Source organism: Sphingobium yanoikuyae (assembly GCF_013001025.1).
Classification (GTDB): domain Bacteria; phylum Pseudomonadota; class Alphaproteobacteria; order Sphingomonadales; family Sphingomonadaceae; genus Sphingobium; species Sphingobium yanoikuyae_A.
The window spans coordinates 2,839,803-2,866,070 of the sequence record NZ_CP053021.1 but is presented as its reverse complement, the minus strand read 5'-3'; the positions used below and the strand labels follow the sequence as shown (position 1 = coordinate 2,866,070).

Below are 26,268 nucleotides of genomic sequence, written 5' to 3'. Positions count from 1 at the left end.
AATTCCAAATTCTAGGAGCGATCATGGCAAAGCCGTTCAAGACACTCGACGACATGGGCGACATCACCGGCAAGGTGGTGCTGGTGCGCGAGGATCTGAACGTGCCGATGCAGGACGGTTCGGTCAGCGACGACACCCGTCTGCGCGCGGCGATGCCGACTATCCTGGAACTGGCCGATCGCGGCGCCAAGGTGCTGATCCTGGCCCATTTCGGCCGGCCCAAGGGCCAGAAGAACCCGGAATTTTCGCTGAGCAAGATCACCCGTCCGCTGACCCAGGTGCTGGGCCGCGAGGTGCAGTTCATTCCTGACTGCCAGGGTGAAGCCGCGACCGACGGTATCAAGGTGATGCGCAACGGCGACATCGCCATCCTCGAAAATACCCGCTTCCATGCCGGCGAGGAAAAGAATGATCCCGCGCTGGTCGACGCGATCGCCGCGATCGGCGACCTCTATGTCAACGACGCCTTTTCCGCCGCGCACCGCGCCCATGCCTCGACCGAGGGGCTGGCCCACAAGCTGCCCGCCTTCGCCGGCCGTTCGATGGAGAAGGAACTGGACGCGCTCGAAGCCGCGCTCGGTGCCCCTGTCAAGCCGGTCGCGGCCGTCGTCGGCGGCGCCAAGGTGTCGACCAAGCTCGACGTGCTCAACAATCTCGTGACCAAGGTCGATCATCTGATCATCGGCGGCGGCATGGCCAATACCTTCCTCCACGCCCGCGGTGTCGATGTCGGCAAGTCGCTGTGCGAAAAGGATCTGGCCGACACGGCGGACGCGATCTTCGACAAGGCCGAGGAAGCCGGCTGCATCATCCATCTGCCCTATGACGTGGTCGTGGCCAAGGAATTTGCCGCCAACCCGCCGTCGGTCCGGACCTGCAACGTCCATGAAGTCGCCGAGGACGAGATGATCCTCGACGTCGGTCCCGCCGCGGTCGAAGCGCTGGGCGATGCGCTCAAGAACTGCCGCACCCTGGTGTGGAACGGCCCGCTCGGCGCGTTCGAGATCGCGCCCTTCGACGCCGCGACGGTGGCTCTCGCCAAGACGGCGGCGGCGCTCACCAAGGAAGGCCAACTGGTGTCGGTCGCGGGCGGTGGCGACACCGTCGCCGCGCTCAACCATGCCGGCGCGGCGGCCGACTTCACCTTCATCTCGACCGCTGGCGGCGCCTTCCTCGAATGGATGGAAGGCAAGGAACTGCCGGGCGTGAAGGCACTTTACGCCTAAGCCTTTTGACGGCGGGGGCGTCAGCGCGTGGCGCTGGCGCCCCGGTCGAACAGGATGAAGACCAGCGCGGCCACGCCGCCAATCGCCGCACCGGCGATCGCGCTCAGGCTCCAGCCGCCCGCTTCATAGGTGGTCGACCCGATCACCGATCCCAGCGCCCCGACCACGAACATTACCGTCATATAGGCCGCGTTGATCCGGCCGCGCGCATGGGGATCGAGCGAGAAGATCAGCTTCTGCCCGGTGATCTGGCTTACCTGCACCGCCGCGTCGATCAACACCGCCATGATGGTGAAGCCGATCAGGCTGCCCGCCGCCACCGTCCAGTCCGCCAGCAGGAAGCCGATGGAAAGCGCGATCAGCGCGCCGAGCGATGCCGGGCCGGTCAGGCGCCGGTCGGCCAGCCAGCCCGCCACCGGGGCCACCAGCGCGCCGCCTGCGCCGGCCAGGGCAAAGGCGCCGATGCCATTATGGCTGAGGCCAAAGTCGTGGATCAGGCTCAGCGGCGCAGCGGTCCAGAACAGGTTGAACGCCGCGAACATCGACGCCTGATAGAAGGCGCGCATCCGCACGACGCGATATTTCCCGAGCTGCGAGAAGGTGGAGCTTAGGACTTCGCCATAATGCATGCCGCCCTTGGGCCTGCGCTGCGGACAGGCGATCAGCAGCGCGACCGCCACCAGCGCGATCACCCCGGCCGACAGCAGGAAGGTCGCGCGCCAGCCCATGGAGCCTGCCAGGAAGCTGGCGATCGGCCGCGACAACATGATGCCGAACAGCAACCCGCTCATCACCGTCCCGACCACGCGCCCCTGCCGTTCGGGCGGGGCCAGATGCGAGGCGAGGGGGATCAGCACTTGTACCCCGGTCGCGCCGACGCCGGTCATGACGGAGGCGATCAGGAAGGTCGCGGGGCCATTGGACAGGGCGATGGCGATACAGCCCAGCACCGTCGCCACCGCCGATATCAGCACGATCCGCCGGTTCTCGAACAGGTCGGCCAGCGGCACCACCAGGATGATGCCCAGGCCATAGCCCAACTGCGTCAGCGTGGTGATGAGGCCCGCAACTCCGGCCGACATGCCGATTTCCGGCCCGATCACGTCGATCAGCGTCTGGGCATAATAGAGGTTGGCGACCATCGTCCCGCACGCGACCGCCATCAGCAATATGGCAAAGCGGGACAGGGGCGCATCATCGCGCGGCAGGGGCAGGGCGGCAGAATGGGTCATGCCGCCCTAATGGTCCCGCCATGGCCGGCTTTCAACCGGATGACGGAAATTTCATTGTGCAATGCAACGGAAAATCGCCTCAGGCGGGTGGCTGTTCGTTGAGCAAGGGCACCAGCAGCGCATTGAGGTCATCCAGCTCGAACGCGCCGGACTTGGCGTAGCGCAGCCGGCCTGCCCGATCGATGACGAAATTGGTCGGCACCCCGGTCAGCGGACCATAGGGGCCCTTGATCCTTTTGGCCGACGGGATGTGCATCGCCGCGAACAATTGCTTCAGCTGTGCGATTGGTACCGATCCTTCGGTGGTGATCGCGAAGACTTTCAGCCCATGTTTCTTCTGGAGCCCATAATAGCTGTCGAGCGTCGGTAATTCCTTGCGACACGGTACGCACCAGGTCGCCCAGAAATTGAGCAGCACCACCTGGCCCTTCAGTTCCGCCAGCGACACCTTGCTGCCGTCGATCAGCGTCAGCTCGAAATCCGGCGCCATCTCGCCGACGACCGGCTTGGGCGCCGCCTGCGCCACCCCGATATCGAACAGCCCCAGCATCAGCGCGGCCGCCATGACGGGCCGCATCTTCCCGATCCCCATTCTTCCCCCGATTCAGACCTTTGGCCACAGCCTATCAGGCACTTTCGCACGCGCCAACGATATTGGCGGCCGCCCCGTCGCCGCGCGGGGGCAAGCATCTTGCGGTGCGACATGGGACTAGCTAACAGCCCGGATACCGGCGGGCCTGACGGCGCGCTACAGTCATGCCCTCGGGTTCGCCCGATGGCTTCCATCTTTCCGCGCTACCGAGGGGGTGGCGCGCCCCAAGAGAAGGTATGTGCAGATGCTGGATCAGGACATGGTCAAGAAGGTTTCCGACGGTCAGGGCTTCATCGCCGCGCTCGACCAGAGCGGCGGTTCCACGCCCAAGGCGCTCAAGGGCTATGGCGTCGAGGAAAGCGCCTGGAGCAATGACGAGGAGATGTTCGGCCTGATCCATGGCATGCGCAGCCGTGTCATCACTTCGCCCGCCTTCACCGGCGACAAGGTGCTGGGCGCGATCCTGTTCGAGCGCACCATGGACGGCACCGTCGACGGCAAGCCGACCCCGACCGCGCTGCTCGAACGGGGCGTCGTGCCGTTCATCAAGATCGACAAGGGCCTGGAGGATGAGGCGAACGGCGTGCAGCTGATGAAGCCGATGCCCGAACTCGACGCACTGCTCGCCCGCGCCAAGGGCCTGGGCGTGTTCGGCACCAAGGAACGTTCGGTCGTCAACCTCGCCAACCGTGAGGGCATTGCCGCCGTGGTCGCGCAGCAGTTCGAAGTCGGCAAGCAGGTTCTGGCCGGCGGCCTGATGCCGATCATCGAACCCGAAGTGAACATCAAGTCGCCCGAACGCGCCGAGGCCGACCAGATCCTGCTCGAGGAAATCCTCAAGCAGCTCGACGCCCTGCCCGAAGGCGAGCAGGTGATGCTCAAGCTCTCGCTGCCCGCCAAGGCCGGCCTGTTCGATCCGCTGGTCGATCATCCCAAGGTGCTGCGCGTCGTCGCCCTGTCGGGTGGCTTCAGCCGCACCGAGGCCTGCGCCGAACTCGCCAAGAATCGCGGCATCATCGCCAGCTTCAGCCGCGCGCTGCTCAACGACCTGCGTCACCAGATGAGCGACGACGAATTCAACGCGTCGCTGGGCGGTGCGATCGACGAAATCTACGCCGCTTCGGCCACCAAGACCCCGGTCGCGGCCTGACGCATATGGACGGCGCCGGGCAGGGGGAAAATCCCACCGGCGCCGCCTTTTCCTATCATCGCGCGGTCGCGCCGATGCTCTGGGTTCTACTGGGCCTGATGGTCGTCGAGACGTCCGTGGTCCATCTGCTGGTCGCGCTGTGGAGCCCGCGCGCGGCGCTTGTCCTTTCGCTGCTGAGCCTCGCTACGATTGCCTGGTTCATCTCCTTCATCCGTTCCTTCCGCCACCATCCGGTACGTATCACGTCCGAAGGGCTAGTCTGGCCCGTTGGGAAGCTGCGCAGCCTCGCCATCCCCTGGTCGCAAGTCGCGGGTCTGCGCGACGACTGGACTCTGGCCGAACTCAAGGCGGCGGGCCTGTTCAACGGCGCGCTGGTGGCCCACCCCAACATCGTCATCGCGCTCGACCCACCGGCCAAGGCAGGGCGGCGCACGATCCGCTACCTTGCCCACCGGCTTGACGATCCAGTCGCCTTCATCGCTGCCTTCAGCGCGTGCCCTTCAGCATAGGCAGCACCTTGTCGAGCGGCAGGGCCTCGGCCGTCCCGCGATTGCCGACCACGGTCTGCGCCTTGAACAGCGCGTTCAGCACCGCTTCCTCGGTCGCCTCGATCGTCGCCTGGAACAGCGGCGACAGGCGGTCATTGGGCAGGTCATCGACCGCCGCCACCGCATTGCGCTTTGCCGCCGTGCGCCGCGCCGCGTCGCTGGTGGAAAAGGCGATGGCATAGTCGCCCGACCCGTTGGAGAAGCTCGACCCGGTCCGCGCAATGCCGCCAAAGGCGCGCTCGGCGACGCGGCGCAGGTTGCGGTCGGACAGCGGCGCGTCGGTCGCAATGACGATCACGACCGATCCGTCCGCCTTCTTTTCCTCGACCTGCTGGCGATAGTCATAGCGGCCAAGCTTCACCCCCACCGGCACGCCTGCGATCGTCAGCACCCCGCCATAATTGGCTTGCACCAGCACGCCCACGGTCCAGCCGCCCAGCGACGCCGGCAGCTTGCGCGACGATGTGCCGATCCCCGCCTTGAAGCCGAAGGCCACCGTGCCAGTGCCCGCGCCCACGCCGCCTTCCTCGACCGGGCCGGCCTTGGCGCTCTCGATCGCGCGCCGCGCGTCGGCGATGGTGACATGCCGCCCGCGAATGTCATTGAGCATGCCGTCATTGGTCTCGCCGACCACGGCATTGACCGACCGCACCTCCTCATTGCCGGCCTGCGCCAGCGTCCATTCGACCGAGGCCGCGCCGGCCTCCGCCACGTTCAGCGTATTGGTCAGCAGGATCGGCGTCTCGATCTCGCCCAGCTCGGCGACCTGGGTCGATCCCATGAACTTGCCGAACGCATTATAGGCGACGAAGCCGGCCGGCACCTTGTCCTGGAACAGGTTGCCGCCATGCGGCAGGATCGCGGTCACGCCGGTATTGACGTCCTTGCTGCGCGGCAGCGTCACCTGGCCCACCTTCACCCCGGCGACATCGGTGATCGCGTTGAGCGGGCCGGGCTGGAGGATGCCGACGGTGACGCCAGCCTCCCGCGCGCGCGGCCGCGGCGCCTCCTGCGCCAGCACGGGCGCGGCGGACAGGAGCAGCAGGGCGGCGAAAGCGTGGCGCATGGAATATCCTTCGGTATTGTGATCGCGGTCATAGCCGCACTTGGCGCGGCCGCGCGAGCGGCTATAAGGCGCGCATGACCGATTTCACTGACGAAGAACTGGCGCTCGACCCCCATTTTGCCGAGCAGTTCGAAAAGGGCTTTCGCCCGGCCTGCCAACTCTATCTGATTTCGCCGCCGGCGATCGACGAGACTTTCGTCGATCAACTCGCCCAGGCGTTCGACGGCGGCAAGGTCGCGGCCTTCCAGCTGCGCCTGAAGGGGATCGACGATCATGCCATCGCCGCGCTGGCCGGGCCGATCCAGGCGCTCTGTGCCGAGCGCGAGGTGGCCTTCATCATCAATGACAGCATCGGCCTTGCCAAGCGGCTGAACGCCGATGGCGTCCATCTGGGGCAGAAAGATGGCGACCCGCGCGAGGCGCGCAAGCAGCTTGGTCCCAAGGTGCAGATCGGCGTCACCTGTCATGACAGCCGTCATCTGGCGATGGAAGCGGGTGAGGCGGGGGCCGACTACGTCGCCTTCGGCGCCTTCTACCCGACCACGACCAAGGAAACGACGCACCGCGCCGAACCGTCGATCCTGGGCTGGTGGACGACCCTGTTCGAACTGCCCTGCGTCGCGATCGGCGGCATCACGCCGGACAATGCCGCCCCCCTGATCGCGGCGGGTGCCGATTTCCTGGCGGTCAGCGGAACGGTGTGGAATCATCCCGACGGGCCAAAGGCCGGCGTCGCCGCCTTCGCGTCGGTGCTGGGCGGGGCCTAATCGCGGGTTTATCCCGATAGGCAAAGGGCCGCCACCGGGCCAGCATCCCTGCAATCGGGCAAGGGGTGCTGGGCATGGCGTTGGAAGAATTCGTCCATCAGTTGGCGGAATATGTCGCGCTGCTGGTCAATCTGATGGCGATCCTGGCGATCGCCATCGGTTCGGTTCAGGGCGCGATCGGCCTGACCGGGCTGCTGCTTTTCAAGGCAGACGAATCGAAGCTCATGCCCGTCTGGATGAGCTTTGGCCGCTGGGCGGTCGCCGGGCTGAGTTTCCAGCTTGCGGCCGATATCGTGGAAACCAGCATCGCCCCGACCTGGGCGGAAATCGGCAAGCTCGGGGCGATCGCGGCCATCCGCACTTTCCTCAACTATTTCCTCGATCGGGATCTGGAGGGGATACGCGAGCGCGAGAAGGCCAAGGCGGAGGCCGAAGCCGTCTGATCGTAGCGGCACAGGCAGCTTTCCGTCGCCTGCTGCGTTGTCTCTTCCATGATGTGGGAGAGTATCGCCTTGAAATATCGTCTTCTCGGCCTGCCGCTGCTGTGCGCGGCCTGCAATGTGTCGACCACCGATGCCAATGAAAGCCAGCCAGCCGCGCCAACCAACCAGGCACCGATCAACCAGACGCAGGCCGCGCCCGATCCGTCGGCCGCCTATGCTTTCCAGGTCGTGGAGGAACCCGGCGGCAAGCCCTGGCAGCCCAACCAGATATTGCAGGCGCAGGTGGCGCTAGATCGCTGGGGTTTCTCGCCCGGCGTGATCGACGGCAAGGACGGGATGAGCTTCAAGGCGGCCTTGCGCGGCTTCCAGGAGGCGAACAAGCTGCCCGTCACCGGCGATTATGACCAGAAGACCTCGGCCGCGCTGCTGGAGGGGGAGGCGAAGCCGACTACCTGGCTGGTCCGCATTCCCGACGGTTTTGCCCGCGGGCCCTTCTTCGACATCCCCGAGGGGCTGAACAATCAGGCGAGCCTGCCCGCGCTCACCTATCGCAACCTGCTCGAAAAGCTGGCGGAGCGCTTCCACACCACGCCCGAAGTGCTGACCGCCATGAACCCGCCCGATACGAAGGTCGCCGCCGGTGCAACCATCCGTGTGCCGGCGATCGCCAACCAGCCGGTGGCACGGATCGAGGGCGACGAGCGTGGCTGGGGCGAAACGCTCGCCAGTCTCGGCGTCGCCAAGGACCAGCCACAGGCCGACCATCTGGTGGTCGACAAGTCGGAAGGGCTGCTCAAGGTCTATGGCGCGGACAACCGCCTGATCGCGCAATTCCCGGTCACCACCGGGTCACAGCATGATCCGCTGCCGCTGGGCGAATGGACGATCAAGGGCGTCAGCCGCAATCCCGACTTCCATTATAATCCCGACCTGTTCTGGGATGCTGCGTCGAAGGATCAGAAGGCGCTGCTGAAACCCGGTCCCAACGGCCCGGTCGGCGTCGTGTGGATCGATCTGTCCAAGGATCATTATGGCATCCATGGCACGCCCGAACCGCAACTGATCGGCCGCACCGAAAGCCATGGCTGCATCCGCCTTACCAACTGGGACGCCGCGCGGCTGGCGCAGATGGTGAAGAGCGGCGTCAAGGCCAAGTTCCAGGCATGAACGTCCGGCTGTGGGGCGGTATCGCGGTCGCGCTGCTGCTCTGCATCGCCTTCGCCCGCTATTGCGTGCGGATCGTCCCGGCCGATGCGCCGATGCGATCCGCTGTGTCCGCGCCGCCAACCGTCAGCAACGGCGCGCTGCTGATCCCGGTGGAGGGCGTGCCGGCGTCCGCGCTCACCGACACCTTCACCCAGGCGCGGGCAGGCGGCGCCCGTCCGCATGACGCGATCGACATCATGGCGGCGCGGGGCAGGGTGGTGCTGGCCGCCGCCGACGGCCGGATCGAGAAGATTTTCTGGAGCGAGGCGGGTGGCCGCACCCTCTATGAACGCTCGCCTGACGGGCGCACCCTCTATTATTATGCCCATCTCGACAGCTATGCGCCCGGCCTGCGCGAAGGGCAGGCGGTCAGGCGCGGGCAGCGCATCGCGACCGTGGGCAGCACCGGCAATGCCGATCCCGCCGCGCCGCACCTCCATTTCGCCGTCAACCGCATGGCGCCGGCTGATCCCTGGTATGGTGGCCAGCCGGTCAATCCCTATCCGCTGCTGGTCGGCCAATGACCTGTCCTATCGGCCCGCGATCGGCTATCATCGGGGTCAGCCGCGATCGAAAATTGCTCAAGTAGGAAAGCGAATTTCAAAATGTGCGGGAAATGTGCGAAGTTAAGCGGAAACGCCGCCCTCTTGCCCTTGGCGCCGTCTCGCGGTAAAGGCGCGGCCAGCCTCGCAGAGGCCGGCTCTTTTCCACATTCAGACATATAGGCAGGCTCTTCCCATGAAGATCAGCGGCGTGGACATTCGTCCCGGCAACAATATCGAATATGAGGGTGGCCTGTGGCGCGCCGTCAAGATTCAGCACACCCAGCCCGGCAAGGGCGGCGCCTATATGCAGGTGGAGCTGAAGAACCTGATCGATGGCCGCAAGAACAATGTCCGCTTCCGCTCGGCCGAGAGCGTTGAGCGTATCCGCCTCGACACCAAGGATTTTCAGTATCTCTACCCCGAGGGTGACATGCTGGTGTTCATGGACACCGAAACCTATGACCAGATCAACCTGCCGATGGACCTGGTCGGCGATGCCGCCGCCTTCCTGCAGGACGGCATGATGGTCATGCTGGAAATGTATGAAGAACGTCCGATCAGCGTCCAGCTGCCCGAGACGGTCGAAGCGACCATCGTCGAAGCCGACGCCGTGGTGAAGGGCCAGACCGCATCGGCCAGCTACAAGCCGGCGATCCTCGACAATGGCGTCCGCGTCATGGTTCCGCCGCACATCGTCACCGGCACGCGCATCGTGGTCGATGTCTATGAGCGCGAATATGTGAAGCGGGCCGACTGATGCGGTTCGGGCGCAGCACGGCAGTTGCCGCCATCCTCGCGATCGGCGCCCTGCCGGCTGCGCTCCCTGCCCAGACGGTCAACAAGCCGTCCAAGGCGCAGATCGACAGTGCGGCCTATGTGCTGCAGGTCATCAGCAGCGCGCTGGAGTCGAAGGAGGTCGAGCAGCCGGTCAAGACCGCGCTGTTCGAATGCCTCTACAGCAATTCGCTGTCGCAGATCAGTGCGGCGACCGACAAGGTGATCGCGGGCAATCCGGGCAAGGTGAACCGCAAGGATCCCTCGCAGATGCTGGCGGTGATCGCCGGCACCTGTGGCTATCGTCCGGCCGCCACCAAGCCCGCCCCCAAGAAATAAAGCAAAGGCCGCCCACCGGGGCGGCGGAGATTTTACATGGTATCCCATTCCGGCCTTCTCACCGTCATGGAACGCGCCGCCCGCAAGGCCGGCTCCAAGCTGCGCCGCGACTTCGGCGAGGTCGAGCATCTGCAGGTGTCGCGCAAGGGGCCGGCGGACTTCGTGTCCAAGGCCGACAAGCAGGCTGAGCAGACGCTGGTCGAGGAATTGCAGAAGGCGCGTCCCGACTGGGGCTTCCTGCTGGAAGAGGGCGGGGTGATCGAGGGCGATCCCAACAAGCCGCGCTGGATCATCGATCCGCTCGACGGCACCACCAACTTCCTGCACGGCATCCCGCACTTCGCCATCTCGATCGCGGTCGAGGAGCCGTTGTTCGGCGGCAAGCGCGAAGTGACCTCGGGCCTGATCTACCAGCCGGTCACCGACGAAAGCTATTGGGCGGAAAAGAATCGCGGCGCCTGGCGTCATGATCAGCGTCTGCGCGTCTCGGCCCGCCGTGACCTTGCCGACTGCCTGATCGCCACCGGCATCCCGTTCATGGGCCATGGCAACATGGCCGAATGGACCCGGATCTTCGGTGCGGTGGCGCCTTCGGTCGCTGGCCTGCGCCGCTTCGGTGCCGCCTCGCTCGACCTCGCCCATGTCGCGTCGGGCCGCTATGACGGCTTCTGGGAGAGCGGCCTGCAGCCCTGGGACGTGGCGGCCGGCATCCTGATGGTGCGCGAAGCCGGCGGCTTCGTCAGCGACTTCCGTGGCGGCGACCAGATGATCGACCGCAAAGAAGTGATCGCAGGCAATGACGCGACCCACAGCAAGCTGCACAAGCTGGTCGCTGGCGCGCTGCGCTAAGAGTCTGGTCGCGATTGGGGGAGGTGCTTCGCGTTTTCGCCGATAGCGTGAATCAGGCTCTGCTAAGCTTCTGATTTAAGAGCAAAGGGCGTCGGCCCACCGCGGCGAGTCTTCGGGCTTCCAGAGGTGGTCCGGCGCCTGTTTTTTTGTGTCTGCGGCAATCGTCTCTTGCGCTTTTGGTAACGCGATCAAGCCTTTGCAATTGTTGCGAATCATTCTCATGGGTTCGCCCCTTGCTTCGCATATGCAGCAGGCCTAAAGGCCCCCCAGAACAATTTTCGCCCAGGGGATTCCATTGGTCGATCTCAGCCAATATCTGCCGATCCTGATCTTTCTCGGGATCGCTCTGCTGCTCTCCAGCACCTTCGTCTTCTTGCCGATGCTGGTTGGCCGCCTGACCGGTGCGCACAAGCCCGATCCTGCCAAGCTGTCCGAATATGAATGCGGCTTCCCCGCATTTGAAGAGCCGCGCAGCCAGTTCGACGTGCGTTTCTACCTTGTCGCCATCCTGTTCATCATTTTCGACCTGGAAGCGGCATTCCTCTTTCCCTGGGCGGTGAGCCTTGACCAGATCGGCTGGGCCGGCTGGGCGACGATGATGATCTTCATAGCGGAGCTGGTGCTCGGCCTCGTCTATGCGTGGAAGAAGGGAGCACTCGATTGGGAGTAGAACTGACCAGCCCCATTCCCGGCACCATGCCGCCGATGGGGACGCAGCCCGACCAGGACTTCTTCAACGCGCTCAGCAGTGAAGTCAGCGACAAGGGTTTTCTTGTCACCTCGACCGAGGAACTGTTCCAGTGGGCCCGCACGGGTTCGCTGTGGTGGATGACCTTCGGTCTGGCCTGCTGCGCCGTGGAGATGATCCACGTCAACATGCCGCGCTACGACATGGAGCGTTTCGGCGCCGCGCCGCGCGCATCCCCGCGCCAGTCGGACGTGATGATCGTCGCGGGCACGCTGTGCAACAAGATGGCCCCGGCGCTCCGCAAGGTCTATGACCAGATGTCCAACCCGAAATATGTGATTTCGATGGGCAGCTGCGCCAATGGCGGTGGTTACTACCACTATAGCTATTCGGTCGTCCGTGGCTGTGACCGCATCGTGCCGGTCGACATCTATGTGCCGGGCTGCCCGCCCACTGCCGAAGCTCTGCTCTACGGCATCATGCAGCTGCAGCGGAAGATCCGCCGGATCGGGACGATTGAGCGTTAATATGGGCCATTCTGCACCCAAGATCGTGAACCCCGAAGGGATCGCCGAGGAAATCGGCGCCCTCTTGGGTTCGATGCTGATCGAAACCATCGATCATGCCGACGAGCTGACCTTCGTTGTCGCGCGCGACGACCTGGCCAATGCCATGGTCGCGCTGCGCGATATGGCGCATTACCAGCAGCTGATGGAAATCGCCGGCGTCGACTATCCGGAACGTCCGGACCGGTTCGAGGTCGCCTATCATCTGCTCAGCGTCACGCGGAACCACCGCGTCCGCGTCAAGGTTTCGACCGACGAGGATACGCCGGTGCCGACCGTCACGCACCTCTGGCCGGTCGCCGGCTGGCTGGAGCGCGAAGTGTTCGACATGTATGGCGTCATCTTCGACGGCAATACCGACCTGCGTCGCATCCTGACCGACTATGGCTTCAAGGGGCATCCGCAGCGCAAGGACTTCCCGCTGACCGGCTATGTCGAGCTGCGCTATTCCGAAGAAGACAAGCGCGTCGTCTATGAGCCGGTGAAGCTGGCCCAGGACTTCCGCAGCTTCGACTTCATGTCGCCCTGGGAAGGTGCGCAATATGTGCTGCCGGGTGACGAGAAGGCGGCGGCACCTGCTGCTGCGCCCGCAGCCGCACCCACGCCCAAGGCGACGGAAAGCAAGGCCGACACCGGTGCTGGCGATGCCGCCAACAAGAAGGCCGAGGAAAAGTCGGCCGACGCGCCGGCCAAGCCCGCCGCCGAAACCGATGAAGGCAAGGGGGCTGCCAAGCCCGAAGGTAAGGCCTGATGTCCGACTATCTCGAAAAGATGGATCATGTCACCGATGCGGCCGATCCGGCCTATGGTGACACGGAAATCCAGAACTACACGATCAACTTCGGTCCGCAGCACCCTGCGGCGCACGGCGTTCTGCGTCTGGTCATGGAACTGGACGGCGAAATCGTCGAGCGCTGCGACCCGCATGTCGGCCTGCTGCATCGCGGCACCGAAAAGCTGATCGAGCACAAGACCTATATGCAGGCGCTGCCCTATTTCGACCGGCTGGACTATTGTTCGCCGCTCGGCATGGAGCATAGCTATGTCCTGGCGGTCGAAAAGCTGCTGAACCTGGAAGTGCCGCTGCGCGCGCAATATCTGCGCGTGTTCTTCGCGGAACTGACCCGTATCTGCAATCACATGCTGAACCTGGGTTCGCACGTCATGGACGTCGGCGCGATGACGCCGAACCTGTGGCTGTTTGAAATCCGCGAGGATTGCCTCAACTTCTTCGAGCGCGCTTCGGGTGCCCGCATGCACTCGGCCTATTTCCGGCCGGGCGGCGTTCATCAGGACGTGCCGCTCAAGCTGCTGACGGACATTGCCGACTGGCTCGACACCCGTCTGCCGCGCCTGTTCGAGGACGCGATGAGCCTGGTCGTCGACAATCGCATCTTCAAGCAGCGCAATGTCGACATTTCGATCGTCAGCAAGGAAGATGCGCTGAAGTGGGGCTTCTCCGGCCCGATGCTGCGTGGCTCGGGCATCGCCTGGGACATCCGCAAGGCGCAGCCCTACGACGTCTATGACCGCATGGAATTCGACGTTCCGGTCGGCACCGCGTTCGACTGCTACGACCGGTTCATGGTCCGCGTCGAGGAAGTGCGCCAGTCCGCGCGCATCATGAAGCAGTGCCTCAGTGAAATGCCCGAAGGGCCGATCGCCAGCTTCGACCGCAAGGTCTCCCCGCCCAAGCGCGGCGAGATGAAGAAGTCGATGGAAGCGCTGATCCACCACTTCAAGCTCTATACCGAGGGCTTCCACGTCCCCGCGGGCGAGGTCTATGTGGCGACCGAAAGCCCGAAGGGCGAATTCGGCGTCTATCTGGTCAGCGACGGCTCCAACAAGCCCTATCGCTGCAAGATCCGCCCGACCGCCTTCAGCCATCTGCAGGCGATGGACTTCATGATGAAGGGCCACATGCTGGCCGATACAACCGCTGTACTGGGCGCGATGGACATCGTGTTCGGAGAATGTGACCGATAATGGCTGACGCAGTTCATATCCCCGATGAGGCCGAAACCCGCGCGCGCTGGGGCGCGTTCGAGTGGACGCCCAAAAATGCCGAGCAGGCCAAGAAGGTCATCGCGCGCTATCCCGCCGGTCGCCAGCAGTCGGCGGTGATGCCGCTGCTCGACCTGGCCCAGCGCCAGGTTGGTGCGGAGACGCAGACCAATGGCTGGCTGCCGGTTCCGGTCATGGAATATATCGGGCGCCAGCTCGATATGCCGTACATGCGCGTCTATGAGGTCGCGACCTTCTACACCATGTACAATCTGGCGCCGGTCGGCCGCTATCATGTGCAGGTCTGCGGCACGACGCCGTGCATGCTGCGCGGGTCGGACGATGTCTTTGCCGCGTGCAAGAACAAGGGTCTGGTCAAGGGCGGCACGACCCCCGACGGCCTGTTCACCCTCAATGAGGTCGAATGCCTTGGCGCCTGCGCCAACGCGCCGATGGTCCAGATCAACGACGATAATTTCGAAGATCTGACCTACGACAGCACCATCGCCATCCTGGAAACGCTCGCCGCCGGCGGCCAGCCCAAGATCGGCCCGCAGATCGACCGTCAGACCAGCGCGCCGGAAGGTGGCCCGACCACCCTCAAGGAGATGGTCGGCGAAAATCACGACTATCGCGGTCAATGGAACGAAGGAGCGACGGCATGACCGATGCACCCGCACCGGCGCCCTTCGTCGGGCCGCTGTCCGACAAGGACCGCATCTTCACCAACGTCCACGGCTTCCAGGATTGGGGCGTCGACGCCGCGATGAAGCGTGGCGATTGGGACAATACCAAGAAGCTGATGGAAATCGGCCAGGACGCGATCATCGACACCATCAAGGCGTCGAACCTGCGCGGCCGTGGTGGCGCCGGCTTCCCGACCGGCATGAAGTGGAGCTTCATGCCCAAGGAAAGCAAGGACGGCCGTCCCAGCTTCCTCGTCATCAACGCCGACGAATCCGAACCGGGTTCGTGCAAGGACCGCGAAATCATCCGCCACGATCCGCACAAGCTGATCGAAGGCGCGCTGATCGCCGGTTTCGCGATGCGGGCGCGTGCCGCCTACATCTATATCCGCGGCGAGTTCATCTATGAGGCGAAGGTGCTCTTCGCCGCCGTCGAGCAGGCCTATGAGAAGGGCTTCATCGGCAAGAATGCTTGCGGGTCGGGCTATGATTTCGACGTGTTCGTCCATCGTGGCGCCGGCGCCTATATCTGCGGCGAGGAAACCGCCCAGATCGAAAGCATCGAGGGCAAGAAGGGCCAGCCCCGCCTGAAGCCGCCTTTCCCAGCCGGCGCGGGCCTCTATGGCTGCCCGACCACGGTGAACAACGTGGAATCGATCGCGGTTGCGCCGACGATCCTGCGTCGTGGCGCCGCCTGGTTCAACGGCTTCGGTCGTGAGAATAACCGCGGCACCAAGCTGTTCCAGATCAGCGGCCATGTGAACAAGCCCTGCGTCGTCGAGGAATCGATGTCGATCCCGTTCCGCGAACTGATCGATCGCCATTGCGGCGGCATCCGTGGCGGCTGGGACAATCTGCTCGCGGTCATTCCGGGCGGGTCGTCGGTGCCTTTGGTCCCCGCCAAGGAGATCATGGACGCACCGATGGACTTTGACGGTCTGCGCGCGCTGGGCTCGGGCCTGGGCACCGCCGCCGTCATCGTCATGGACAAGTCGACCGACATCGTCCGCGCCATTTCGCGTCTCTCCTACTTCTACAAGCATGAGAGCTGCGGCCAGTGCACGCCGTGCCGCGAAGGCACCGGCTGGATGTGGCGCGTCATGGAGCGTCTGCGCACCGGCGACGCGGACCAGAGCGAAATCGACATGCTGTTCCAGGTGACCAAGCAGGTTGAAGGCCACACCATCTGCGCGCTTGGCGACGCAGCGGCATGGCCGATCCAGGGGCTGATCCGGCACTTCCGTCCGGAAATCGAGCGCCGGATCAACGAGAACAAGGGTAGTGCCCCCGTCATGGAGGCAGCGGAGTAACCATGCCGAAGGTCAAAGTAGACGGCGTAGAACTCGAAGTCCCGGCGGGCGCCACAGTCCTCCAGGCTTGCGAGCAGGCGGGGAAGGAAATCCCCCGTTTCTGCTATCATGAGCGCCTTTCCATCGCCGGCAATTGCCGCATGTGCCTGGTCGAGGTGAAGCCTGGGCCGCCCAAGCCGCAGGCGTCGTGCGCGCTTCCGGCCACTGAAGGCCAGGAAATCCGCACCGACAGCGAAATGGTCAAGAAGGCCCGCGAAGGGGTGATGGAGTTCCTGCTCATCAACCACCCGCTGGATTGCCCGATCTGCGACCAGGGCGGCGAGTGCGACCTGCAGGACCAGTCGGTGGCCTATGGCCGTGGTTCGTCGCGCTATGACGAAAACAAGCGCGCCGTCACCGAGAAGAATATGGGTCCGATCGTCAAGACGGTCATGACCCGCTGCATCCAGTGTACCCGTTGCGTGCGCTTTGCAGAGGAAGTCGCGGGCGTGCCGGAAATCGGCGCCATCTATCGCGGCGAAAATATGCAGATCACCACCTATCTCGAACATGCCGCCAAGAGCGAGCTGTCGGGCAATGTGGTCGATCTCTGCCCGGTCGGTGCGCTGACCGCCAAGCCCTATGCTTTCGAAGCGCGTCCGTGGGAACTCAAGAAGACCCATGCGATCGACGTGATGGACGCGCTCGGCACCAACATCCGCCTCGACAGCCGTGGTCGTCAGGTGCTGCGCGCCGTGCCGCGCATCAATGACGACGTGAACGAGGAGTGGGCGTCGGACAAGACTCGTCACAATGTCGACGGTCTGGTCCGCAAGCGCCTCGACAAGCCGTTCGTCCGCAAGGATGGCAAGCTGGTTCCGGCGACCTGGGCGGAAGCCTTCGCCGCTGTCGCCGCGGTCCAGCATGGCGGCAGCGTCGCGGCGATCGCCGGTGACCTGCTCGACTGCGAAACCATGTTCGCGGGCAAGGCGCTGGTCGAAAAGCTCGGCGGTTCGCTGCTGGAAGGCCGTCAGACCGGCCTGTCCTACGACGTGTCGAGCCTGTCGTCGGTGGTGTTCAACACGCCGCTCGCCGATCTCGAAACTGCGGACGTCATCCTGCTGGTCGGCACCAACCTGCGCTGGGAAGCGCCGCTGGTGAACACCCGCATCCGCAAGGCGATCAAGAAGGGCGCGAAGGTCTTCGCCGTCGGTCCGGAATTCGACCTGACCTACAAGGTCGAATGGCTGGGCAATGATGCGTCGCTGCTGGCTAAGCTGCCGGACGCCGTGCTCGAAGCCTTCAAGGGCGCTGCCCGTCCGGCGATGATCGTCGGTGGCGGCGTGCTGGCCAAGGACGGCGCGCATGGCGACACGCTGGCGCTGGTCGATACGCTGGGCCTGATCAAGGACGGCTGGAACGGTTACAACGTCCTGCACTTCGCGGCGGCCCGCATGGGCGGCCTGATGCTGGGCTATGCGACCAAGGGCGGCATCAAGGCGGTGGCTGCGGCCGCGCCGAAGCTGCTCTTCTCGCTGGGCGCAGACGAGGTCGACTATTCGGCCTTCGAAACCAGCTTCAAGGTCTATGTCGGCCATCATGGCGACAAGGGCGCCCATGCGGCGGACGTGATCCTGCCGGGCGCAAGCTATGCCGAAAAGGCCGGCACCTACGTCAACCTGGAAGGCCGGGTGCAGTTCGGTGAAAAGGCCGTGTTCGCGCCGGGCGACGCCCGCGAGGACTGGTCGATCCTGCGCGCCCTGTCGGAAGCGCTGGGTGCCAAGCTGCCGTTCGACAGCTTCGACGCGCTGCGCGCCGAAATGGTCAAGGCGGTTCCCGCGCTCGGTGTCGAAGGTATCGCCGACTATGGTTGGTCGGTCCCGTCGCTCCCCACCGGCGCTACCGGTGAGCTGGGTTCGCCGATCAAGGATTTCTACCTCACCAACGCGATCTGCCGCGCCAGCCCGACGATGCAGCAATGCTCGGCCGAGCTGATCCATGGTGAAAGCTTCGCGGAGGCCGCAGAGTGACCGCTTTCTTCCAAGGCCTTGGCCTGCCTTTCGAGGGCGCCTGGCTGCTTTCGACCATTATCGGCATTCTGGTCATCGCACTGCCGCTGATGCTGGCCGTCGCCATGATCATCTATGCCGACCGCAAGATCTGGGCGGCCATGGCGCTGCGCCGTGGTCCCAACGTCGTCGGCCCGCTGGGCCTGCTTCAGTCCTTCGCGGACGGCCTGAAGGTCTTCCTGCAGGAAACCATCGTTCCCTCGGCGTCGAACAAGGCCCTGTTCCTGATCGCGCCGATCATCACCTTCACCGTGGCGCTGATGGCCTGGGCCGTCATCCCCTTCGGCGTCGGCGTGATGGTGTCGAACGTCAATGTCGGCCTGCTCTACATCCTCGCCATCTCGTCGCTCGGCGTCTACGGCGTGGTGCTGGCGGGCTGGGCGTCCAACTCCAAATATCCCTTCTACTCCGCGATCCGCGCCAGCGCGCAGATGATCTCCTATGAAGTCTCGATCGGCTTCATCCTGATCACCGTCGTGCTGTGGGCCGGCAGCTTCAACATGTCGGCGATCGTGGAAAGCCAGAAGGGCTATTATGGCTTCCTCAACGGCAACGGCTTCAACCCGCTGCTGTTCCCGATGGCGATCATGTTCCTGATTTCGGCCATGGCGGAAACGGCACGCGCGCCGTTCGACCTGACCGAAGCGGAATCCGAACTGGTCGCGGGTTACCAGACCGAATATTCGTCGATGGCCTTCGCCCTGTTCTGGCTCGGCGAATATGCCAACGTCATCCTGATGTGCGGCCTCAACGCGATCCTGTTCTGGGGTGGCTATCTGCCGCCGTTCGACTGGGCGCCGCTCTATCTGGTGCCGGGTATCATCTGGTTCCTGCTCAAGATCGCCTTCTTCTTCTTCGTCTTCTCCTGGGTGAAGGCGACGGTGCCCCGTTACCGTTATGACCAGCTGATGCGGCTGGGCTGGAAGATCTTCCTGCCGACCTCGCTCTTCTTCGTCTTCCTGGTTTCTGGCTTCCTCATGCTGACGCGCTATGGAGGCGCACAATGAGCCTCGGTTACTACGTCAAAAGCTTCACCCTCTGGGAGTTCGTGAAGGCGCACTGGCTGACCTTGAAGTATTTCTTCAAGCCCAAGGCGACGATCAACTACCCCTATGAGAAGAACCCGATTTCGCCGCGCTTCCGTGGTGAACATGCGCTGCGCCGCTATCCCAACGGGGAAGAGCGCTGCATCGCGTGCAAGCTGTGCGAGGCCATCTGTCCGGCGCAGGCGATCACCATCGAGGCGCAGCCGCGCGACGATGGCAGCCGCCGCACCACGCGCTACGACATCGACATGACCAAGTGCATCTATTGCGGCTTCTGCCAGGAAGCCTGCCCGGTCGATGCGATTGTCGAGGGCCCGAACTTCGAGTTCGCGACCGAAACCCGCGAGGAGCTGATCTACGACAAGGCCAAGCTCCTGGAAAACGGTGACAAGTGGGAGCGTGCCATCGCTGCCAATCTTGCTGCCGATGCCCCCTATCGTTAAGCCGCCGGCGTCAAAGGGAATATGAACCTGTGATCCACGTCCTCGCCTTTTACCTGTTCGCCATTCTGGTGGTGAGCAGCGGCGCGCTCACGATATTGTCGCGCAACCCGGTCCACTCGGTCCTCTGGCTGATCCTGGCCTTCTTCAACGCTGCCGGTTTGATGATCCTGCTCGGCGCCGAATTCATCGCGATGCTGCTTGTCATCGTCTATGTCGGCGCGGTCGCGGTGCTGTTCCTGTTCGTCGTCATGATGCTCGACATCGACTTCGCCGAACTGCGCGCCGGCTTCGTCAGCTATCTGCCGTTCGGCCTGCTGATCGCGCTCGTGCTGCTGGCCGAAATCGTCCTCGGCATCGGCCTGTGGAGCGCCGGTCCGATCGAACTCGCGCAGCGTGCGGCCCCGGCCAATCCGGAACTTTCCAACATCCAGGCGATCGGCGGCATTCTCTACACCCGCTACATCTTCCTGTTCGAGGCGGCGGGTATCGTCCTGCTGGTCGCGATGATCGGCGCCATCGTGCTGACCCATCGTGCCCGTGGCGGCGTCCGTGGTCAGAATGTTGCCAAGCAGAACCGCCGTCGTCCGCAGGACGCCGTGCGCAACATCAATCAGCCCGTGGGGCAGGGGGTGGAGCTGTGATCGGCCTTCAACATTATATGGTGGTCAGCGCCATTCTCTTCGTGATGGGGGTGCTCGGCATCTTCATCAATCGCAAGAATGTCATCATCATCCTGATGGCGATCGAGCTGATCCTCCTCAGCGTGAACATCAACCTCGTCGCCTTCAGCGCCTTCCTGGGCGATCTGGTGGGCCAGGTCTTCTCGATGTTCGTGCTGACCGTCGCGGCGGGTGAAGCGGCCATCGGCCTCGCCATCCTCGTCATTTACTTCCGTGGTCGCGGCACCATCGCCGTCGACGATGTCAACCGGATGAAGGGCTGAGCCAAATCCCATGATCCAGCTTATCGTCCTTCTCCCGCTGCTTGCCGCAGCCATCGCCGGCCTTGGCAACAAGGCCCTGGGCAAGATCCCGGCGAAGATCGTCACGACCGGCGCGCTGTTCGCAGCCTGCGCCATGTCCTGGCCGATCTTCATCAGCTTCCTGACCGGCCACGCCGAACCCTATGTCGCGCCCGTCTTCACCTGGATCGAAAGCGGCAGCTTCGACGCCCAGTGGGCACTGCGGGTCGACACCATGACGGCGGTCATGCTGGTGGTCATCACCAGCGTGTCCAGCCTCGTCCACCTCTATAGCTGGGGCTATATGGACGAAGAGCCGGATCAGCCGCGCTTCTTCGCCTATCTCTCGCTCTTCACCTTCGCGATGCTGATGCTCGTGACCGCGAACAATCTGCTGCAGATGTTCTTCGGTTGGGAAGGCGTGGGTCTGGCCTCCTACCTGCTGATCGGTTTCTGGTTCCGTAAGCCTTCGGCCAATGCGGCCGCGATCAAGGCATTCGTCGTCAACCGCGTTGGCGACCTTGGTTTCATGATGGGCATTTTCGGCACCTATCTGGTGTTCAATACCATCTCGATCCCGGAAATCCTGGAAATGGCCCCGTCGATGGCGGGTTCGACCATTGGCTTCCTGGGGCACCGCTTCGACACCATGACCGTGCTCTGCCTGCTGCTGTTCATCGGCGCGATGGGCAAGTCGGCGCAGCTCGGCCTCCACACCTGGCTTCCCGACGCGATGGAAGGCCCGACCCCGGTGTCGGCGCTGATCCACGCGGCCACCATGGTCACCGCCGGCGTCTTCATGGTCTGCCGCCTGTCGCCGATGTTCGAAATGTCGCCGACCGCGCTGACCGTGGTCACCTATGTCGGTGCCGCCACCTGTCTGTTCGCCGCCACCGTCGGCACCGTGCAGACCGACATCAAGCGCGTCATCGCCTATTCGACCTGTTCGCAGCTGGGCTACATGTTCTTTGCGGCCGGTTGCGGCGCCTATGGCGCGGCGATGTTCCACCTCTTCACCCACGCCTTCTTCAAGGCGCTTCTGTTCCTGGGCGCTGGCTCGGTCATCCATGCGATGCACCATGAGCAGGACATGCGCTACTATGGCGGCCTGCGTAAGAAGATCCCCGTGACCTTCTGGACCATGACGCTCGGCACGCTCGCCATCACGGGCGTCGGCCTGCCGCTCGTCGGCGTCGGTTTCGCCGGCTTCTATTCGAAGGACGGCATTCTCGAAGCGGCCTTCGCGTCGGGCGGTGCGGGCATCGGTGCCTATTATGTCGGCGTGTTCGCCGCGCTGCTGACCAGCTTCTACAGCTGGCGCCTGGTCTTCCTGACCTTCTTCGGCAAGCCGCGCTGGACCCAGTCGGAACATATCCAGCATGCGCTGCATGACGATCACGGCCACGGCCATGACGATCACGCCCATGCCGGCCATGGTCATGACGATCATGCCCACGCGCACGCCGATCATGGCCATGACCATCATGCCCATGACGCTGGCGACGGCACCGGTGGCTACCACCCGCATGAAAGCGGCCTGGTCATGCTGATTCCGCTGCTGGTGCTCAGCCTGGGCGCCGTGTTCGCCGGCTTCGTCTTCCACGACCAGTTCATTGGTCCGGAAGGGGGCATCGAGTTCTGGAAGGGCGCCCTGGCGTTCGACAGCCACCTGATGCACGCCGCGCATGAAGTGCCGACCTGGGTCAAGTTCGGTCCGTTCACCGTGATGCTGACCGGCCTGGTCATTGCCTGGCTCGCCTACATCAAGAACACCGACTGGCCGCAGCGCTTCGTCGCCACCTTCGGCGCCCTGCACCAGTTCCTGCTGAACAAGTGGTATTTTGACGAGCTGTACAACTTCCTGTTCGTCAAGCCCGCCTTCGCCATCGGCCGCTTCTTCTGGCAGTTCGGTGACGTCGGCTTCATCGACCGCTTCGGCCCCAACGGGCTGGCTGCTCTGGTCGTGCAGGGCAACAAGATCACCCGTCGGCTTCAGTCCGGCTACCTCTACACCTATGCGCTGGTGATGCTGATTGGCCTCGCCGCGGCTGCAACCTGGGCGATGACACGATAATGGACGGCTTCCCCATCCTCTCCCTGATGATGGCAGTGCCGATGGCTGGTGCCATCGCCTGCCTCTTCGCTGGCGCCAATAATGCGCGCTGGATTGCGCTGATCGCCACGCTGGTCGATCTGGTCCTGGGCATCGTCCTGTGGGTCAATTTCGATCAGTCGGGCGCCGGCGCCCAGTGGCAGTTCACCGAATATGCGCCGATCTTCGGCCGCTTCGCGTGGGCGCTCGGGATCGACGGCATTGCCTTGCTGCTGATCGCGCTGACCGTATTCCTGATGCCGATCTGCATCGGCGCCAGCTGGAACGCGATCAACAAGCGCGTCGGCGAATATATGGCGGCGTTCCTGTTCATGGAGGTGCTGATGATCGGCGTCTTCACCGCGCAGGATCTCTACCTCTTCTACATCATGTTCGAAGCCGGCCTGATCCCGATGTATCTGATCATCGGTATCTGGGGTGGTGCGAACCGTATCTACGCCTCGTACAAATTCTTCCTCTACACGCTGCTCGGCTCGGTCCTGATGCTGATCGCGATGATGTGGATGGTGCATGAGGCCGGCACGACCCGCATTCCCGACCTGATGGCCTACAACTTCGATCCGAAGATCCAGATCTGGCTGTTCCTGGCCTTCTTCGCCAGCTTTGCGGTGAAGATGCCGATGTGGCCGGTCCACACCTGGCTGCCCGACGCGCACGTTCAGGCGCCGACCGCCGGTTCGGTCATCCTGGCAGGCGTGCTGCTGAAGATGGGGGGCTACGGCTTCATCCGCTTCTCGCTGCCGATGTTCCCGGAAGCCTCGGCACAGCTCGCGCCCTGGGTCTGGGGCCTGTCGATGGTCGCCGTCGTCTATACCAGCCTCATCGCGCTGGTTCAGTCGGACATGAAGAAGCTGATCGCCTATTCGTCGGTCGCGCACATGGCGATCGTCACCATCGGCCTGTTCGCCTTCAACCAGGCGGGCCTGGAAGGCGCGATGATGGTCATGCTGGGCCACGGCCTCGTCTCGGGCGCGCTGTTCCTCTGTGTCGGCGTCATCTATGACCGGCTGCACACCCGTGAGATCAACCGCTATGGTGGCCTCGCGATCAACATGCCGCGCTACGCCGTGCTGTTCCTGCTCTTCACCATGGCTTCGGTCGGTCTGCCGGGCACCAGCAACTTCGTCGGCGAATTCCTGTCGCTGATGGGCATCTATCAGGTTTCGACCTGGGCGGCGCTGATCTGCACCACCGGCATCATCCTGGGTGCGGCCTATATGCTCTACCTCTATCGCCGCATCTGCTACGGCGATCAGGTGAACGCCGATGCCGCTGCCATGCCCGACCTGTCGGCGCGTGAAATCTGGCTGCTCGCCCCGATTGCCGCGGCGGTGCTCTGGATGGGCGTCTATCCGGAAAGCTTCCTGGCCCCGATGCGTCCCGACATCCGCGCGCTCGAAGCGCGTCTCGCCCCTGCGGCTCCCGCAGGAGATTCCCAGATCAAAATGGGTGCGCCCAAGCCGGTAGGCGAGGGCCATCATGAAGAAGCCGCTGCGCACGGGGAGGCGCACTAATGATCGAAACCGCTTCCCTTCTGGCCGTATTGCCGGAACTCATCCTCACCGGCTCCGGCCTGGTGCTGATGCTGATCGCCGCCTTTGGTGGTGACCGCTCGACCCATGCCGTCAACTGGCTGGCAGTGCTCGCACTGCTGGCTGCCGGCCTCAGCCTCTGCACCTCGATGGCGCATGGCCCGGTCGCGTTCGACGGTCTGGTCCGTGCCGACGCCTTCTCGGTCTATGCCAAGGCGCTGATCTATGGCGCGGCCGGTGCGGCCATCCTGCTGGCCCCGCGCTTCTTCGCCACCGACGGCGCGGTGCGCCCCGAATATGCCGTCCTGATCGTCTTTGCCGCCATCGGCATGGGCATGATGGTCTCGGCCGGCGACATGCTGACGCTCTATGTCGGCCTGGAAATGAACAGCCTCGCGTCCTACGTGCTGGCCAGCTTCATGCGCCAGGACGAGAAGTCGTCGGAAGCGGGCCTGAAATATTTTGTGCTCGGTTCGCTGGCCAGCGGCATCCTGCTCTACGGCATCTCGCTGCTCTACGGCTTCACCGGTTCGACCGCGTTCGACGGCATTGCCATTGCCATGGGTGACGGCGTGTCGAAGGGCGAGCTGTTCGGCCTGGTCTTCGTGCTCGCGGGCCTCGCCTTCAAGATCAGCGCCGTGCCGTTCCACATGTGGACGCCCGACGTCTATGAAGGCGCGCCGACGCCGGTCACTGCCTTCTTCGGCAGCGCGCCCAAGGTCGCCGCGATGGGCCTGATGGTCCGCGTCGCGATCGAAGCGCTCGGCCCGGCCGGTCTCGACTGGCAGCAGATCATCATCTTCGTTGCACTCGCGTCAATCCTGTTCGGTGCGGTCGCGGCGATCGGCCAGACCAGCATCAAGCGTCTGATGGCCTATTCGTCGATCAACAATGTCGGCTTCGCGCTGGTTGGCCTCGCCGCCGGCACGCCCGCCGGCGTTGCCGCGACGATGAGCTACATGGCGATCTACGTCGTCATGACCATCGGTGCCTTCGCCTGCATCCTCCAGATGCGTGATGCCGACGGCAAGCCGGTCGACACGATCGCCAGCCTTGCGGGCCTGTCGCAGTCGCGCAAGGGCCTGTCGGCCGCCTTCGCGATCTTCATGTTCTCGATGGCCGGTATCCCGCCGCTGTTCGGCTTCTGGGCGAAGTTCCTGGTGTTCGATGCCGCGGTCGCTGCCAACCTGACCGCGCTCGCCGCCTTCGGCATCGCCATGTCGGTGATCGGCGCCTTCTATTATCTCAAGATCATCAAGACGATCTATTTCGACGAGCCGGCCGCGCCTTATGAGGCGAAGGGTGGGGCGGTCGAAAACATCATCATGGCCGCCTGCGCCATCGTGATCGTCTTCGGTTATCTGCTCAACCCGCTGCTGGACAAGGCCAGCGCGGCTGCGGCGGCTTCGCTGTTCTGACGCAGTTTCGCACCGTAGAAGAAACCGGCTCCACCAATGCCGACATGCTGGCATTGGCGGAGCAGGGTGAAACCGAGGGCCTCTGGCTGCGCGCAAAGCGACAGTCCGGAGGCCGCGGTCGTTTGGGCCGGGCGTGGGAAAGCCCGGTCGGCAATCTTTATTGCTCGACCCTGATCCGGCTGCAGCCGGGCGACCCGATGGCGCACACGCTGGCGCTGGTCGCGGCGAACGCCGTCCATGCGCTGGTCGCGCCGCTCTGTGCCGGACAGGCGCGGATCAAATGGCCCAATGACATATTGGTCGACGGCGCGAAGATCGCCGGCATCCTGCTGGAACGCACCGGCGATGCCGTGGTGGTCGGCATCGGCATCAACGTCACCCATTTCCCGCAGGGGCTCGACCGTCCGGTCACCAGCCTCGCAGCGCAAGGCGCGGACGGGGAGGGGGCGGACGCCGCTGCGCTGCTGGAGCGTCTCGCCCAGCTTTTCGGCCATTGGCTGGCGATCTGGCGGGCCCAGGGGCTTGATCCGGTGCGCGCCCACTGGCTGCTCAATGCCCATCCGACCGGCACGCCGATGCGTGTCGTCCAGCCCGATGGCGACGTGGTGGAGGGCGGCTTCGGCACGCTCGACAGCCAGGGCATGTTGATCCTGCGCTTGGCGAATGGCGATACCCATGCCATTCATGCCGGCGATATCTTTCTCATCTGAGGGTTC

Annotated in this window: 28 protein-coding genes; 25 read left to right on the top strand and 3 right to left on the bottom strand. The window is 64.0% G+C overall.

Annotated elements, in window-relative coordinates:
* Nucleotides 1–23 precede the first annotated feature (23 nt).
* The gene (locus HH800_RS13970) at nucleotides 24–1,226 is read left to right on the top strand and encodes a phosphoglycerate kinase (protein WP_037507546.1); all 1,203 of its coding nucleotides are present in this window, start codon (nucleotides 24–26) and stop codon (nucleotides 1,224–1,226) included.
* A 20-nt stretch (nucleotides 1,227–1,246) separates the two neighbouring features.
* Here HH800_RS13970 and HH800_RS13965 read toward each other — a convergent pair whose 3' ends face one another.
* Both HH800_RS13965 and HH800_RS13960 read right to left on the bottom strand, forming a co-directional pair.
* Complete coding sequence (locus tag HH800_RS13965) at nucleotides 1,247–2,458, bottom strand: MFS transporter (protein WP_169861442.1); 1,212 nt, start codon at nucleotides 2,456–2,458, stop codon at nucleotides 1,247–1,249.
* A gap of 79 nt (nucleotides 2,459–2,537) precedes the next feature.
* On the bottom strand, nucleotides 2,538–3,035 hold the full coding sequence (locus HH800_RS13960; protein WP_169861441.1) for a TlpA family protein disulfide reductase: 498 nt from the start codon (nucleotides 3,033–3,035) through the stop codon (nucleotides 2,538–2,540).
* Between the two features lie 259 nt (nucleotides 3,036–3,294).
* Between HH800_RS13960 and HH800_RS13955 the strand changes: the two genes are divergently transcribed.
* Together HH800_RS13955 and HH800_RS13950 are read left to right on the top strand one after the other, a co-directional pair.
* Entirely contained in the window at nucleotides 3,295–4,200 is a 906-nt protein-coding gene (locus tag HH800_RS13955) for a fructose bisphosphate aldolase (RefSeq protein WP_169863331.1), read from the top strand.
* Between the two features lie 5 nt (nucleotides 4,201–4,205).
* Nucleotides 4,206–4,709: a hypothetical protein gene (locus tag HH800_RS13950; protein ID WP_169861440.1), complete on the top strand. Its 504-nt coding sequence runs from the start codon at nucleotides 4,206–4,208 to the stop codon at nucleotides 4,707–4,709.
* Here the strand turns inward: HH800_RS13950 and HH800_RS13945 are convergent.
* Complete coding sequence (locus HH800_RS13945) at nucleotides 4,687–5,814, bottom strand: P1 family peptidase (RefSeq protein WP_169861439.1); 1,128 nt, start codon at nucleotides 5,812–5,814, stop codon at nucleotides 4,687–4,689. The genes HH800_RS13950 and HH800_RS13945 overlap by 23 nt on opposite strands.
* 74 nt (nucleotides 5,815–5,888) lie before the next feature.
* Between HH800_RS13945 and thiE the strand changes: the two genes are divergently transcribed.
* The 22 genes from thiE to HH800_RS13835 all read left to right on the top strand — a co-directional run bounded on the left by thiE (nucleotide 5,889) and on the right by HH800_RS13835 (nucleotide 26,262).
* Nucleotides 5,889–6,581 carry a thiamine phosphate synthase gene (thiE, locus tag HH800_RS13940; protein ID WP_169861438.1) on the top strand — a complete coding sequence of 231 codons (693 nt, stop codon included), beginning with the start codon at nucleotides 5,889–5,891 and terminating at the stop codon, nucleotides 6,579–6,581.
* Between the two features lie 74 nt (nucleotides 6,582–6,655).
* A complete protein-coding gene (locus HH800_RS13935) occupies nucleotides 6,656–7,024 on the top strand; it encodes a DUF1622 domain-containing protein (RefSeq protein ID WP_169861437.1) in 369 nt (122 codons plus the stop codon).
* A gap of 48 nt (nucleotides 7,025–7,072) precedes the next feature.
* Complete coding sequence (locus tag HH800_RS13930) at nucleotides 7,073–8,191, top strand: L,D-transpeptidase family protein (protein ID WP_169861436.1); 1,119 nt, start codon at nucleotides 7,073–7,075, stop codon at nucleotides 8,189–8,191.
* A complete protein-coding gene (locus HH800_RS13925; RefSeq protein ID WP_169861435.1) occupies nucleotides 8,188–8,754 on the top strand; it encodes a M23 family metallopeptidase in 567 nt (188 codons plus the stop codon). The genes HH800_RS13930 and HH800_RS13925 overlap by 4 nt, the downstream gene beginning before the upstream one ends.
* Before the next feature lie 214 nt (nucleotides 8,755–8,968).
* Nucleotides 8,969–9,532: an elongation factor P gene (efp, locus tag HH800_RS13920; protein ID WP_004211725.1), complete on the top strand. Its 564-nt coding sequence runs from the start codon at nucleotides 8,969–8,971 to the stop codon at nucleotides 9,530–9,532.
* Complete coding sequence (locus tag HH800_RS13915) at nucleotides 9,532–9,888, top strand: hypothetical protein (RefSeq protein ID WP_169861434.1); 357 nt, start codon at nucleotides 9,532–9,534, stop codon at nucleotides 9,886–9,888. The genes efp and HH800_RS13915 overlap by 1 nt, the downstream gene beginning before the upstream one ends.
* 36 nt (nucleotides 9,889–9,924) lie before the next feature.
* Nucleotides 9,925–10,737 (top strand): inositol monophosphatase family protein, encoded by an 813-nt coding sequence (locus tag HH800_RS13910; RefSeq protein ID WP_004211727.1) that lies wholly within the window; start codon nucleotides 9,925–9,927, stop codon nucleotides 10,735–10,737.
* Nucleotides 10,738–11,032: 295 nt separating this feature from the next.
* Complete coding sequence (locus tag HH800_RS13905; protein WP_004211729.1) at nucleotides 11,033–11,407, top strand: NADH-quinone oxidoreductase subunit A; 375 nt, start codon at nucleotides 11,033–11,035, stop codon at nucleotides 11,405–11,407.
* Nucleotides 11,398–11,952, top strand: a complete 555-nt coding sequence (locus HH800_RS13900; protein WP_004211730.1) for a NuoB/complex I 20 kDa subunit family protein — start codon at nucleotides 11,398–11,400, stop codon at nucleotides 11,950–11,952. The genes HH800_RS13905 and HH800_RS13900 overlap by 10 nt, the downstream gene beginning before the upstream one ends.
* 1 nt (nucleotide 11,953) lies before the next feature.
* Nucleotides 11,954–12,742: an NADH-quinone oxidoreductase subunit C gene (locus HH800_RS13895; RefSeq protein ID WP_125998261.1), complete on the top strand. Its 789-nt coding sequence runs from the start codon at nucleotides 11,954–11,956 to the stop codon at nucleotides 12,740–12,742.
* A complete protein-coding gene (locus HH800_RS13890; protein ID WP_004211732.1) occupies nucleotides 12,742–13,977 on the top strand; it encodes an NADH-quinone oxidoreductase subunit D in 1,236 nt (411 codons plus the stop codon). Before HH800_RS13895 ends, HH800_RS13890 begins: the two co-directional genes overlap by 1 nt.
* Nucleotides 13,977–14,660, top strand: coding sequence for a complex I 24 kDa subunit family protein (locus HH800_RS13885; protein ID WP_169861433.1), 684 nt, complete (start codon nucleotides 13,977–13,979; stop codon nucleotides 14,658–14,660). The genes HH800_RS13890 and HH800_RS13885 overlap by 1 nt, the downstream gene beginning before the upstream one ends.
* The gene (gene nuoF / locus HH800_RS13880) at nucleotides 14,657–15,991 is read left to right on the top strand and encodes an NADH-quinone oxidoreductase subunit NuoF (protein ID WP_004211735.1); all 1,335 of its coding nucleotides are present in this window, start codon (nucleotides 14,657–14,659) and stop codon (nucleotides 15,989–15,991) included. Before HH800_RS13885 ends, nuoF begins: the two co-directional genes overlap by 4 nt.
* Before the next feature lie 2 nt (nucleotides 15,992–15,993).
* The gene (gene nuoG, locus HH800_RS13875; protein ID WP_169861432.1) at nucleotides 15,994–18,000 is read left to right on the top strand and encodes an NADH-quinone oxidoreductase subunit NuoG; all 2,007 of its coding nucleotides are present in this window, start codon (nucleotides 15,994–15,996) and stop codon (nucleotides 17,998–18,000) included.
* Nucleotides 17,997–19,046 carry an NADH-quinone oxidoreductase subunit NuoH gene (nuoH, locus tag HH800_RS13870; RefSeq protein ID WP_017501781.1) on the top strand — a complete coding sequence of 350 codons (1,050 nt, stop codon included), beginning with the start codon at nucleotides 17,997–17,999 and terminating at the stop codon, nucleotides 19,044–19,046. The genes nuoG and nuoH overlap by 4 nt, the downstream gene beginning before the upstream one ends.
* Nucleotides 19,043–19,528 carry an NADH-quinone oxidoreductase subunit NuoI gene (nuoI, locus tag HH800_RS13865; RefSeq protein ID WP_004211738.1) on the top strand — a complete coding sequence of 162 codons (486 nt, stop codon included), beginning with the start codon at nucleotides 19,043–19,045 and terminating at the stop codon, nucleotides 19,526–19,528. Before nuoH ends, nuoI begins: the two co-directional genes overlap by 4 nt.
* A 29-nt stretch (nucleotides 19,529–19,557) precedes the next feature.
* Complete coding sequence (locus HH800_RS13860) at nucleotides 19,558–20,169, top strand: NADH-quinone oxidoreductase subunit J (RefSeq protein WP_004211740.1); 612 nt, start codon at nucleotides 19,558–19,560, stop codon at nucleotides 20,167–20,169.
* The gene (gene nuoK, locus HH800_RS13855) at nucleotides 20,166–20,471 is read left to right on the top strand and encodes an NADH-quinone oxidoreductase subunit NuoK (protein WP_004211745.1); all 306 of its coding nucleotides are present in this window, start codon (nucleotides 20,166–20,168) and stop codon (nucleotides 20,469–20,471) included. Before HH800_RS13860 ends, nuoK begins: the two co-directional genes overlap by 4 nt.
* Nucleotides 20,472–20,481: 10 nt before the next feature.
* Nucleotides 20,482–22,563, top strand: coding sequence for an NADH-quinone oxidoreductase subunit L (gene nuoL, locus HH800_RS13850; protein ID WP_169861431.1), 2,082 nt, complete (start codon nucleotides 20,482–20,484; stop codon nucleotides 22,561–22,563).
* On the top strand, nucleotides 22,563–24,116 hold the full coding sequence (locus HH800_RS13845; RefSeq protein WP_007714750.1) for an NADH-quinone oxidoreductase subunit M: 1,554 nt from the start codon (nucleotides 22,563–22,565) through the stop codon (nucleotides 24,114–24,116). Before nuoL ends, HH800_RS13845 begins: the two co-directional genes overlap by 1 nt.
* On the top strand, nucleotides 24,116–25,552 hold the full coding sequence (nuoN, locus tag HH800_RS13840; RefSeq protein WP_169861430.1) for an NADH-quinone oxidoreductase subunit NuoN: 1,437 nt from the start codon (nucleotides 24,116–24,118) through the stop codon (nucleotides 25,550–25,552). The genes HH800_RS13845 and nuoN overlap by 1 nt, the downstream gene beginning before the upstream one ends.
* Entirely contained in the window at nucleotides 25,549–26,262 is a 714-nt protein-coding gene (locus HH800_RS13835; protein ID WP_169863330.1) for a biotin--[acetyl-CoA-carboxylase] ligase, read from the top strand. Before nuoN ends, HH800_RS13835 begins: the two co-directional genes overlap by 4 nt.
* Nucleotides 26,263–26,268 lie beyond the last annotated feature (6 nt).